This window comes from Flexibacter flexilis DSM 6793, assembly GCF_900112255.1.
In the GTDB taxonomy this organism is placed as follows: Bacteria; Bacteroidota; Bacteroidia; order Cytophagales; family Flexibacteraceae; genus Flexibacter; species Flexibacter flexilis.
In genome coordinates, this window is sequence record NZ_FOLE01000002.1 from 225,478 (window position 1) to 238,873 (window position 13,396).

The following is a 13,396-nucleotide window of genomic DNA, read 5'->3' on the forward strand; positions in this document are numbered from 1 at the left end:
CATTTAATAAAATAGTAAATAATATATTTGACTTACAAACGCTGTTTGAGCCTATTTATTGGCAACTCCAACAGCCAATATGAAAACAAAGAAACAACAAAGGTTGTCAGTAAACAACAAAAGGCCGCAACAAAAGCATTATCAAAGACATAAACAAACTGAAAATCAATGCCTTTTGCTTTAAACCATGTACTATTAAATCCCCATAAACCCATGATAGGCAGGTGATATAAATACATTCCGTAACTAACACGTCCAAGAAACTGTAACACTTTATTATGCAAAAAAAGAGGCCATGTAGCATTGGATAATGCTATCAAAATCCAAATAATCGCAATGGATGCAATAAATAAATAAGACAAAACAAAACAAGCAATACTATGATTTACAAGCATATACTCAATAATAATCAAACATAAAAACACACCACACAAAAGAAAAATCTTATTGGGCAATGTTACCACTTTTGTCCAAATAGTAGGCTTGTAAACCCTTAACCAAGCAAACAGCGCACCAATACCAAGTAAATCGAGATTAAATGGAGTGAGAATCCAGTACAATTTCCCAGTACCTCCATAAATAAATCCATAGTATATTTTACAAATAACTCCTACTATAATACAGCTTATTATTATATTTTTCAGCCATTTATTATTTGATAAAAGCACAAAAAATGGCCATACAATATAAAATTGTTCTTCGACTGCTAAAGACCAAAAATGACCAACTTTCCCCCAATAATTTGTCTTAAATATTATAAGATTAGTGGTATAAGTAAGATAATACCATATATTTTCCTGTACATTCAGAATAGGAAAAAACAAAATAGCAACCAAAATAGTAAGATAATAAATAGGAAATAATCGTAGAAATCGACGAAAATAAAATTTCTTTATTTTTTCGATAAATAAACCTACTTGTTGCCTTTCTTGTAACAGTATTGTTGTAATTAAAAAGCCACTTAATGTAAAAAATATACCAACACCTAAGCCCCCGAAAGAAAAAAAATGCCAATAGGTTGGCAATAAATTTTGAAAATAATGCTCAAAAATAACTATTAACACAGCCCATGCACGCAAGGAGTCGAGCGCGGGCGTATATTGTAATGTTATTTCTTTTTGCATCTACTTAATTAAATTATGTATGTAATATCCTATAAATGACGTATCTACACCTACTTTCTTGCGCGCGTAAACAATACTTAATAAATTCCAAAGTACAACCGTTACTAAGTTAGAGTACGCCGCGCCAATTGTCCCATAAATAGGAATAAGGATAAAATTTAAAATCAAGTTAATAGCAATAGAAAACATGGCTATATTTCTAAACACCTTTTCATTTCCAGTCATTTGTAGCGTAATATCCGTAGAGCCAGCCAACGCATTAAAACAATAACCCATTGCAATAATAATCATCACTTCTGCACTTTGTGAGTCATTTATTCCTAATAAGCCCAATAAAAACATAGGAAAAGCAGCGATAAAAATAAAAATAGGAATAATAGTAACTGCTACTATTTTAGATGAATTTAGAAGCAATTGTTGGAGTTCTTTTATTTGATGCTGGTTATAAAAAGCTGTAATTTTAGGCGCAACAAAACCACTTACAGCAAACAAAGGAATCGTAAGAACATTTGATAATTTAGAAGCAACACTATACCCTCCTATTTCAGCTTCCGGAGAATAAAAACCAAGGATAAATACATCTAAATACCCCATTGCAACAAAAATAATATTGCTTAAAAACATGGGCATTGCAACTTCCTTAATTTGCGAAAACTTAAAATAATGAACTGCTTTTTCGCGTATTTCTATGCTCTTTAGCCATTGCCAAGCCGTTAGTAAACTAACAAGAGTTATGCCTAATACAAAAATATTTATTGGCTGCGTTTCGTTTCCTAAAAAATAATAAAAAATAGGCAATAAAAGCAACGTAATCAGGAAATTACCAACGGTTTGGGCAAAATTATAAAACGTAACTTGGTGCAATCCGCGAAGACCTTCAGAATGAACAGTAATCAATGAAAATGGTAAAATACCCAACGAAACCCAGCGAAAATCACTGCTCATTTCAGGTTTTTTTAGCCAAAAAGCCAGCGTATCTGCACAAAAAAATAAACTCAAAGAAAGAAACAAACCTATAGGCAAAACAAAACGTAAACTTTGGATATAAATACCTCTCAAAACACGTAAATCCTTATGCTGCCATTGCGAAGCAAAACGCATGAGAGCCATATCAAATCCTGCCTTTGTAAGCACTGTTAGCAAAAAAAGATATGTAAACGACAAGGAAAACCGTCCCCAAGTATCTATTCCATAAACAGCAATAACAACTTTGGTAAAAATAAAACTCAAAAATATGCCTGCCATACGCAAACTATAGCCCAAAACCGTTTGGAATATCGTATCAGAGTTCCTGAGTTTTAACCACAATTGCTTTAATTTATCTTGCATTTTTATTCAAAAAAGAACACATAAAAAACGCTAACAAAACAAGATGTTAGCGTTTATATTTATGAAAAATATTTTAGGCTTCAGGTAATACTTTTTTTCTACGGAAAAGCGTTTCTACCAGTTTCAAATCACGGTCAGAAAGAAAAATAGTATAAGGCAAATGTAAAAACTGAAATTTTTCCATGCGTAAAATATACGCATCTGGTGTTTTTTCTACAGCTAAAATTTGTTCCCAATTCAACACCATTGCTTCCTGCGATTCTGCACTTTTTTTAATTAGAACATGGTCATTTTTGAATTCATAAACCAACTTTTCAAACATGGGTTTACTTTGCGGCAATTGTGTTGCGCCATAAAACTGAATCCACCAGAAAAGAATGTATATAACCGTCAGTAAAACAGCGGCTGCGGCAGTCCATAAAAAGACATTTAATCCAAAAAACGCAGCAACCAACATCATGGCCAATGGCACGCCAAATGCCCACCAATATTTAGTAATGGCACTTTTCATGCCCATCGAAATAAAAAGCTGTGTTGGTAATTGATATTTTTTTGTACGAATGCCTGGTTCTATGCGCATTGAGCCACCCAAATACTGATTGGGTTGCATATATACTTTTTTCTGTTTGGGAGTATTATTATCCATAAAAAAATTTAACAAAAAACTACTGAATTTTTAAGACATTATATTGACTCGCAGGATTTCTGAGCAGCGACGAAATAGTAATTTTTGATGGCAAAATCGTGTGTATCTTCGTATAACGAGAAGAGAATATTCCTAAGCCTCCCGTTACATTAGTCATAGTCGGTTGGCTTTGAGTAAGGTCAAAAAAGTTGCCGCTCACAGACAAATAATTAGCAAACTCTTGATTGATTACCCTCACTCTATAGGTTACCCTCACATAATTACGTTTGGTAGTCGGTTGGTCGCCAGACCTATCTATATTTGCTAACAAAAAATCAAGATAATCCAGCCCCGAACTCAAACGTCCGCCTTCCTGCGCGTTATAGGCAACTTTGGCTTGCTGATAGAGTTTTGCCCCCCAGATGTTGCTAAATGGCTTTTCAACACCGTTGGTTGTTTCTATAAAATCAGAAATAATATCCACACTATAGGCATAGATAGGTTTTACGCGAGTAAAATAAACAGCAGGTCTTTCCGTCGAAAAGGAAATCGTTTCATCCATCGAAAAATCACCTAAAACCTCGGTTTGTGCCGTAGCTTCATGACCTGTTCGCTTATTAGTTACTTTTATTTTGTAAATAGCAGGAGCATTCAAATAGCTTGTTTGTAGTGTAAATCCTTTGGAGGTTTGATAAACAACGTTAGGCGTTGTAAAGAAATCGCCGCTGTTCTCACGCGCCTCCGACAATACCACACGATGCAAACTATCTTTCCATATTTCTTGTTTGGAATTGGGATTCACCAAGTACAAATCCACCCTCAAAACGCCATCAGCGTAAAGGCTAGAATCTGGGTTTTTGGCCACGTCATAAGCATTTTGGCCATTGTTATTCAAATAAGTCTTCATAATCCGCACTGTTTGCACGGAATCAGCCGCATCCAAAAGGCCATAGATGACGGTTTTTTCTGTATAAGGGGCATTCACATCAAAATCTGTGGAACAAGCCGCCACCCCTAACAGCATTACAAAAGCAATAAATCCGAAAAAGCGAGTTAGTATAGTCATAAACATGAAGAAAAGGTCATAAAAGGAAAGCAAAGGTATAAATTTTTAGAGAATCCGAAAGCTGTAAAAATCTAAATGTCTATTTGGAACAAAAGCCTTACGCATTTGTTAGCCGAAAAACGCTACTTTTGTGGCAAGTGTATTTCTTAAAATAAAATAAATACAATATTTAAAATGGAAAATCCAGTTATTATTTTTGGTGCAAAAGGCTTAGGCGCAGTTGCTTTGGATATTTTTGAAAGCAATGACGTGGTGGTTTATGGCTTTTTGGAAGACGACGAAAAACTACACAATCAGGAAATAGGCTCGGTGGCTGTGATGGGCAACACCGACGACGAACGTTACCTCAAACTTATTGGCAAAAAATGCGAGGCTTTCGTAGCCACCGACGAAACGCAATTGCGCAAATCGTTGGTAGAAATGCTTCACGAACGCCGACACATTCAGCCAGTCAATGCCGTTCACCCTGCTACTTTTGTCTCGCCAATGGCACAAATGGGACACGGCAATTTGTTGGCAGCAGGCGCGGTACTTAACACTAACGCCAGATTGGGCAGTCATTGTGTAGTACACGCCAAAGCACTCATAGATTATGATGCCAAAGTAGGCGATTTCGTGCAAATCGGGGCAGGTAGCATCGTAGGCAGCGGCGCAACCGTCGAAGATGGCGTTTTCATCGGGGCGGGTGTCGTAATTGTGGCAGGTGTAACCGTTGGCAAAAACGCACGCGTGGGCGCAGGCTCTGTGGTGGTGGAAAGTGTGGCCGCAGGAAGCACTGTTTTTGGCTATCCTGCCAAAAAAGTTTAATCTGTTTTGATTTAAAAATCAGTAACTTATAAAAATAAATTGGTTTAAAAGAAAGAAAATAAGACCTAATACTTGACATTTCGGTTTTAAACCTCTACTTTTGCGAACCAATTTAAAGGACACGTAGCTCAATTGGATAGAGCATCTGACTACGGATCAGAAGGTTTGGGGTTCGACTCCCTACGCGTCCACACAACAAAACTGGTCAGAAGCGGCCAGTTTTTACTTTCTAATCAAAAGTAATTTTTAAAAACGGTCTTAATAAATGGACACGTAGCTCAATTGGATAGAGCATCTGACTACGGATCAGAAGGTTTGGGGTTCGACTCCCTACGCGTCCACATAGTGTAAGTAAAGCCTCCGCAATTTTGTGGAGGCTTTTTTATTTTTATAAAATCTTTACGGCTTTTGTAGATAGCAGAATAAGCGAAGTTGTACTTTTGAGCCGCCACCGCAAGACGCGCGTCCGAGCAGTGCTTTCAAACGTTTTATTTCTTCTACAAAATGAAAAAAATTATACTCGCTTTGGGCATATTCTGCCTTGCGCCCAAAGCCTTTGCCCAACAAGATAGTATCGTCAATCCGCTTAGTATCAGTGGCTATGCCGAGTTATATTATAACTATGATTTCGGCAAACCCTCCGACCACACCCGCCCCAATTTCTTGTATTCCTACAATCGGCACAACGAAGTAAACCTGAATTTAGGATTCGTAAAAGCTGCTTACCAGCAAGCCAACGTAAGAGCCAATTTGGCATTGATGGCAGGTACTTACGCGGCAGCCAATCTTGCTGCCGAACAAAGCATTATGCAGCATATTTTTGAAGCTAATGCAGGCGTGCGCCTTTCCAAAAGCAAAGATATTTGGGTAGATGCGGGCGTTTTTGGTTCGCATATCGGCTTTGAAAGTGCCATCGGGAAAGACTGCCCAACGCTTACGCGTAGCCTTTTGGCCGAAAATTCGCCATACTACGAAAGCGGCGCGAAAATCACGTACGTTTCCGATAATAAAAAATTGACCCTTAGCGGCTTATACCTGAACGGCTGGCAACGTATCCGCCGACCCGACGGCAACAATACACCCGCCTTTGGCCATCAACTCATTTACAAACCCAACGATAAAATTACGCTCAATAGTAGTTCGTTCGTCGGCAACGACCAGCCCGACAGCCTGCGCCAAATGCGTTATTTTCATAACTTCTACGGCATTTTTGCCCTGCACAGCAAGCTAAATCTTATTACGGGTTTTGATATTGGTTGGCAACAAAAAAGCAAAGGCAGCAGCCAGTACAACAATTGGTATTCGCCAGTAGCCATTTTGCAATACAACCCCACACCAAAACACAGCCTTGCTGCTCGCGCGGAATATTACGCCGACCCCAACCACGTAATTGTGGGTTACGCGCCTGCGCAAAAATTTCAGGTTTGGAGCTACTCGGCCAACTTTGATTACAAGTTTAGTAGTAACATTGTTTGGCGAAGCGAAGCGCGTTTGTTTTCGGCCAAAAACGCTATTTTTCAGCAAGATAATTCTTACAAAAAAAGTAACGTAGCCCTTACAACGGCGTTGGCTGTTAGTTTTTAAACCCAAAAATTATTCCATAAAAAAGCTCCTGCAAGTCGTTTTTGCAGGAGCTTTTTTGTTATTAAAATTCAGAAATTGTTTGATTCATTATTTACAATACTGGCGCAACATTTCTCTGGCCGAGTTGTTGCCGAGTTTCACGGCTTTGTCCCAGTCTTGGCACGCGCCTACGAGGTCTGGCTCATCGAGTTGCAACTTCATGTTGGCGCGGCTGGTGTAGGCTTCCGCAAAGTTCGGGTTAAGCTGAATCGCTTTATCAAAATCCGCAAAAGAACTTTTCACGCCCGCGTCCGTAGTGTCTTTCAACGAGGCTTTGGCTAAAGCTCTGTAATAGTAAATATTGGCGTTATTTGGTTCTATTTCAGCGGCTTTGTTGTAATCCGTGATTGCGCCTTCGTGGTCTTCCAAACCGATACGCGCTTGGCCGCGTTGCAAATAACCTCTGATAGATTTTGGCGAAAGTTTGATGTAATCGCTCAAATCCGCGATAGCATCATCAAATTTGTCAAGCTCAATGTAGGCCGACGCACGATAATAATACGCTGCCGTGTCTTTGCTATCTTTCTTCAGTACCTCATCAAAATCTTTTACCGCTTCCGCGTAGCTCTGCAATCTATACAAGGCCAAGGCACTACCGAAATAGGTTTTCTTGTCCGTGAACTTGTTCACAATAGCCAAATCAAAATTACTGATGGCTTTTTCGTAATCTTCTTGCACCAAATACGCATTGGCCAAGCCCGAATACGCTTCGCCATTTTTAGGGTTAAAACTCAAGGCTTTGTTAAAATCTGCAACGGCATCGCGGTACTGTTTAAGGTTGGTTTTGGCCATTCCTCTAAACGTATAAGCCTGAACATAAGCCGAATCCGCGGCAATGGCTTGGTCAAAATCGGCTACCGCACCCGCATTGTTGCCGAGCAAATACTTGGCTTTGCCGCGCCCAAACAACACCAATTTTTCTTTAGAACCCAAACCCGTAGCCTTGTCGAAATCCACGATAGCTGGTTCGTATTCTTTGAGGGCGAGTTTGGAAGTACCTCTGTGGCCGTAAGCGGCTGGCACGTCCAGAGCCAACGAAACTGATTTGCTGAAATCCTCAATCGCGTCTTTGTGGCGGCTTATCATTTGCAAAATCAAACCTTTGCGGTCGAAAAGTTGCGCATCTTCTGGCGAAAGCGTCGTCGCCTTGGTAAGGTCGGCGAGTGAACCCGTCGTGTCTTTCAACGCAAAACGAGCCTCTCCCCTGTTGGCAAATACTGGTCCCGTATTCAAGCCCATTTCGATGGCTTTGTTCAAATCTTTGGCCGAAACTTGGTATTCTTTCATGTTCAAATACGCCGTACCACGATAGAAATACACGTTTTCGTCTTTCGTGCCTTTGTCCACTACTTTAGTCAAATACGGCACAGATTCGCGGTATTCTTTCAATTCCAAATGCGAACGACCCGCCAAAACATTCAAGTCTTCGTCGTTTGGCGAATACTGCAAAGCTGTCGTCAGGTCTGTGAGTGCGCCTCTGTAATCGGCAGTTTTGAAACGAGACAACGCCCTGTTGCTAAACGCTTTGATGTATTTCGGGTCAAGTTTCAGTGCCTCGTCAAAGTCGGCAATAGAAGCAGGGAACAAGTTTTGCAATTGCTTTGCCTTACCTCTGTTATTAAACAAAATAGCACTTTGATAGCCCATTTGTTGCGCCTTGTCGTAGTCGGCCACCGCACCCGTCAAGTCGTTGGTACGGAACTTGGCGTTACCTCTATGGAAATAAATAGCATCGGTATTATTACCCAAATCAATGGCTTTGTTCAAATCCGTGAGCGAGGAGGCATAATTTTTGGTTTCGTATTGCGCAATACCTCTGTTAGTGTAAAGTTCTACGACTTTCACGCCTGCGGCTTCGGCTTCTGTCAGGTCTGCCACCGCACCCGCGAAATCATTTTTCACAAACTTAGACTGACCGCGCAAATGCAAAGCACGTGCGTTTTTGGGTTCTTGTGCAATCACTTTATTAAAATCCGTGATAGCCGCTTCGTAGTCTTTGAGCATATAGCGGCTCTCGCCTCTGTTGCCTAACACTTTTACATCACTTACGCCCAACTCTACGGCTTTGGAAAGTGCCGTGTTGGCGGCGGTGTAGTCTTTCAACTCAAAGTAAGCATTACCCAAATTCGAGAAAGAAATCTTTTCGTTTATGTTGTCGGCTGGCGTTACTTTTACCAAATCTTCGGTTGCGCCTTTGTAGTCTTTCAACTCATAGCGGGCATTACCACGCACATAATACGCCAACGGGTCTTGTGCCCCCAAATCAATAGCTTTGGTCGCATCGTCGGCAGCAGCTTTGTAATCTTTTTGCACCCACTTAATAAAACCTCTGTTTGCGTAAGCATCTGGCAATTTGTTGTCAAGGCTTAAGGCTTTGTTAAAATCGGCCAATGCGCCCACGTTGTCGGTGGTTTTGAAACGTGCCTTACCACGCAAATTATACACTTGCGCAGTGTTTACGCCCAACGTGATGGCTTGCGAATAATCCGTAATAGAGTTTTTGTAGTCCTTTTGATTATAACGGGCGTTACCTCTGTTCAAGAAAACTAACTTGTCTTTAGAACCCAACGTAACGGCCTGATTCAGGTTTGGCAAAGCCGCCGCAAAGTCTTCTTTCTCGGCTTGCGCGTTACCCAAACTCGCATACATTCTCACCGATTGCGAGCCTTTTTCTTTGGCGGCTTTTAGGTTTTCAATGGCGGCAGTATAGTCTTTTTCTTCGTATTGCGCCAAGCCCAAATGCTCGAACAAATCGCGGTCGGTACGGCCTAATTCTTTGGCTTTCTCTAAGTTCGTGATGGTTGCTTTGTAATCTTTTTGTTGGAAATGCGAATTACCCAAAAAGAAAAACACTTCGCCGTTTTTGTCTTTCGTCTTGGCCGCAATGCTCAAATCTTCGATTGCACCTTTGTAGTCTTTGGTCAAATATTTGGCAGAACCTCTGTTGGCGTAAAACTCATCGGTTTTGTAGTCGGCTTCTGTTACTTTGTTCAAATCCACCAACGCGCCTTTGTAATCTTTGGTAAAATATTTGGCCGAGCCTTTGGCAAACAAAAGTCGCTGTTCGCTTACGCCTGCTTGTTGTGCTTTGGTAAGCGTCTGGATAGCAGCCGCATACGCTTGCGTTTCAAATTCCGAAATACCGATTTTGTAGGTTGTTTCTTTGTCGGTCGCGCCTAATTTTTGGGCTTGTTTGAGGGCAGAAAGTGCCTGTTCGTATTCTTCCAACTCAAAAGCGGCATCGCCAAGCATGGCATACAAGGCCTTTGAATTTTTGCCCATTTTCTTAGCCAACTCCAAATCCGTAACCGCATTTTTGTAGTCTTGTTGCTCATACAAAGCCAAACCACGATTGTAATGTACGGTTACGTCGCTGATACCACCCGTTACGGCTTTGTTCAAATCCTCGATGGCTTTGGCGTATTGCTTTTGTGCTACCAACTCATTGCCGCGATGATAGAAAAGTTTGGGGTCGGTTGCGCCCAACGAAATGGCTTTGTCCAAATCTGGCAACGCTGCCGTAAACTGTTTTAACTCACAATACGACACGGCCAAACGCGTATGCAAGTCCAAATCCGAACTTCCCATACTTTTGGCTTTTTCCAAATCGGCTACCGCACCTTTGAAGTCTTTTTGCTCATAACGCGCCATACCACGATTGTAGAACGCTTCCGTGTTGCTTACGCCTTTGCCGATGGCTTTGGTAAGGTCGGCGATAGCTCCCGCATAATCTTTGGTAAAAAATTTGGCTTGGCCGCGTTGCTCATATACTTGCGCTGGCACGTCGGCGGCAGCACTGGCCGCAGGTTTCGCGCCTTTGGCTGGAACTTTAGCGGCGGCTGGAGCAGCAACAGGTTTTGGCACAGCCAAATCAAACGCCGCGATTGCGCCCGTATAATTTTTAAGTGCGTAGCGCGAATAACCCAAATGCGCGTACACTTCCGTTGATTTTTCGCCGCGTGCGATGGCTTGACTCAAATCTCTTTCGGCTTCGTCGTGTTTGTTGAGGTGATAATAACTCAAACCACGCATCAGCGAGACACTGCGCGAACTGTCGCCCAACTCGGCTGCTTTGTTCAGGTCAGCAATGGCATTGGTATAATCTTTTTGGTCGAAAGAAGCCGTCGCACGTTGTTTGTAAATGCGTGGCTCAGTTGCACCCAACGAAATGGCTTTGGTCAATTCGGGCAGAGCCGCCGCGTACTGTTTCAGTTCGCAATACGACAAAGCCAATTTGGTATGCAAATCCACGTCGCTACTGCCCAAGCCTTTAGCTTTCTCGAAGTCGGCGGCAGCACCTTTGTAGTCTTTCAGGGCATAACGCGCCATGCCTCTATCGTAATAAACATCAGCTTCATTAGCCCCCAATTCAATGGCTTTACTCAAATCCGCGTTGGCATCTGCGTAGTTTTTTTGTTCAAAACGCGACTTGCCTCTGCGTTCAAAAACGTGTGCCGTTTGCAAACCTGCGCCAATAGCTTGTGTATAAGCCGCTTCCGCCAACTTGTATTTATTTTGCTCAAAACGTGCATCTGCCAAATGTTCAAACACTTTTTGGCTTTTTTCGCCCGCTTCTATGGCTTTGGCTAATTCGGTTTCGGCTTCGGCATAATTTTTCAATTCAAACAAACTCAAACCTTTAGCCAAATACACTTCTTTATCCGTTGCGCCTGCTTTTTCGGCTTCGCCCAAATCGGCAATAGCACCCGCGTAATCTTTGGTTTGGAATTTGGACAAACCGCGCGTAGCATACAACTTTTTGTTTTTGTCGGTAAGTTTATCTAAATCCGTGATAGCACCTGCATAGTCTTTTTGGTCATAACGCAAATAACCTCTGCTTTCGTAGGCTTCCGAATAATTGGCATCAAGGCCGATGGCTTTGGTGTAATCTTCCAACGCGCCTTGCGGATTGCCTGTTTGTTGTTTGGCTTTGCCTCTGTTATAAAAAACCAACGCTTCGGACACACCCAACGAAACGGCTTTGTCGTAGTCGGCAATCGCACCCGCGTAATCTTTGAGCGAATAACGCGCCATGCCTCTGTCGTAATACACTTCTTTGTTGCTCGTGCCCAACTCGATGGCTTTGGAATAATCGGCGATGGCTTCCGTATAATTTTTTTGCTCGTAACGCGATTTGCCTCTACGTTCAAAAACGTGTGCCGTTTGCAAACCCGCGCCAATGGCTTGTGTATAAGCCGCTTCCGCCGATTTGTATTTGTTTTGCTCAAAACGTGCGTCGGCCAAATGCTCAAATACATTTTGGCTTTTCTCGCCCGCTTCTATGGCTTTAGCCAATTCTGTTTCGGCTTCCGCATAATTTTTCAATTCAAACAAACTCAAACCTTTGGCCAAATAAACTTCTTTGTCCGTTGCGCCTGCTTTTTCGGCTTCGCCCAAATCGGCAATGGCTCCATTGTAATCTTTGGTTTGGTATTTGGCCAAACCGCGCGTAACATAAAGCTTTTTGTTTTTGTCGGTAAGTTTATCCAAATCCGCGATGGCACCTGCGTAGTCTTTTTGGTCGTAGCGCAAAAAACCTCTGTTTTCGTAGGCTTTCAGGTAGGCAGCATCGAGGGCGATGGCCTGCGTATAGTCTTCGAGTGCGCCTTGTGCGTTGGAAGTCAATTGTTTGGCTTTGCCTCTATTGTTATAAATTAAAGCCTCAGACACACCCAACGAAACGGCTTTGTCGTAGTCGGCAATCGCACCCGCATAGTCTTCTTTGCGGAAACGCGAATTAGCACGTTGCACATATAGTTTTTTGTCAGCTACGCCCAACTGCTCAGCTTTAGTATAGTCGGCAATTGCGCCCGCGTATTCTTTGTTTTCGTAACGAACATTTCCGCGATAAAAATAAATATCCTTGTCGGCGATGTTCAGTTCTACGGCTTTATCAAAATCTTTTTCGGCTTCTTTGTATTGTTCTTGCTGATACAGAGCCAAACCGCGCCACAAATACAAGTTGGGCGGCGTGCTGTTTAGGCTAGCAGCTTTATTAAAATCCGTAACCGCCGCAGGCAAATCTTTGAGTTGGTATTTGGCCGCACCGCGCAAATAGTAAGTACTTCCATTTTTGGCGTTGTTGATAAGCGATTCGTCGGCTTTGGTAACTACTTTTTGCCATTTCTGCTCCATGTACGAAGCCGCCGCACTCAAAAATGCACGGTCTTGACGGTAGTTGGTTATCCATTCCGTAACCGACTGATTGCGTTGGGTCATGCGATTGGCCGAACGCATCGCATCCACAATGAACACATCATCCCCTACGCCCGTAATGGCAAAACCCACGAGTGTATTTTCTGCCGAAAGCACAGGACTACCGCTATGCATGGATAGTGTCGAGTTGGTTTGCATGGCATAACCGTAACCGTCTATCTGGGCAGCAAGGCTCAAAACCGCATCATTTTTCATCATTTCCAAATAATCCGTCACATATTGCACGTTGATATTGGACTCTTGCTTGAGGCGCGTGGTCGTTACTTTAATAAACGGAAAAGGTTTGCCCGAAGGGTTACTCACCGAAAATTTTACCAACCCCGCCGATGCGTCGTCGGACAACACATTGGCTACATTGTACTTATCGCCATCGGTGTTGCGGGCTTGAATACGTGAAATATTGGGGTTTACAAACAAATCGGTTTGGGCAAGTAGCGTGCCGTTCGCATCCACAAAAACACCCGTACCATAGCCAAGCGGGGCATTGTTTTTGTCAAAAAACTGGAGCAAGACAATGGCTTTCTGCGATTTGGCTTGTGCAAAACTATTCCAGCAGATAAAAAGAGCTAATGCTACAACAAGGAGTCGTTTCATTGGAAAATAAAT

7 protein-coding genes and 2 tRNA genes are annotated in these 13,396 nt (G+C 42.2%); 4 read left to right on the forward strand and 5 right to left on the reverse strand.

What is annotated here, in order from left to right:
- Positions 1-32: 32 nt before the first annotated feature.
- From BM090_RS04850 to BM090_RS04865, 4 genes are all read right to left on the reverse strand, one after another.
- Positions 33-1,124, reverse strand: coding sequence for an acyltransferase family protein (locus BM090_RS04850; protein ID WP_091508407.1), 1,092 nt, complete (start codon positions 1,122-1,124; stop codon positions 33-35).
- On the reverse strand, positions 1,125-2,453 hold the full coding sequence (locus BM090_RS04855) for a flippase (protein ID WP_091508411.1): 1,329 nt from the start codon (positions 2,451-2,453) through the stop codon (positions 1,125-1,127).
- 73 nt (positions 2,454-2,526) lie between these two features.
- The gene (locus tag BM090_RS04860; protein ID WP_091508416.1) at positions 2,527-3,099 is read right to left on the reverse strand and encodes a SoxR reducing system RseC family protein; all 573 of its coding nucleotides are present in this window, start codon (positions 3,097-3,099) and stop codon (positions 2,527-2,529) included.
- A gap of 19 nt (positions 3,100-3,118) precedes the next feature.
- On the reverse strand, positions 3,119-4,144 hold the full coding sequence (locus tag BM090_RS04865) for a DUF4249 family protein (protein WP_177199841.1): 1,026 nt from the start codon (positions 4,142-4,144) through the stop codon (positions 3,119-3,121).
- Positions 4,145-4,318: 174 nt separating this feature from the next.
- Here BM090_RS04865 and BM090_RS04870 point away from each other — a divergent pair, with 174 nt between their 5' ends.
- The 4 genes from BM090_RS04870 (at position 4,319) to BM090_RS04885 (ending at position 6,535) form a co-directional block, all read left to right on the forward strand.
- A complete protein-coding gene (locus BM090_RS04870; RefSeq protein ID WP_091508423.1) occupies positions 4,319-4,951 on the forward strand; it encodes a NeuD/PglB/VioB family sugar acetyltransferase in 633 nt (210 codons plus the stop codon).
- Between the two features lie 117 nt (positions 4,952-5,068).
- Positions 5,069-5,142 (forward strand) — tRNA-Arg (locus tag BM090_RS04875).
- Between the two features lie 76 nt (positions 5,143-5,218).
- Positions 5,219-5,292, forward strand: a tRNA-Arg gene (locus BM090_RS04880).
- A 163-nt stretch (positions 5,293-5,455) separates the two neighbouring features.
- Entirely contained in the window at positions 5,456-6,535 is a 1,080-nt protein-coding gene (locus tag BM090_RS04885) for a porin (RefSeq protein ID WP_091508426.1), read from the forward strand.
- A gap of 87 nt (positions 6,536-6,622) precedes the next feature.
- Here the strand turns inward: BM090_RS04885 and BM090_RS04890 are convergent, their stop codons facing one another.
- The gene (locus BM090_RS04890; protein WP_091508430.1) at positions 6,623-13,384 is read right to left on the reverse strand and encodes a tetratricopeptide repeat protein; all 6,762 of its coding nucleotides are present in this window, start codon (positions 13,382-13,384) and stop codon (positions 6,623-6,625) included.
- Positions 13,385-13,396: the final 12 nt, after the last annotated feature.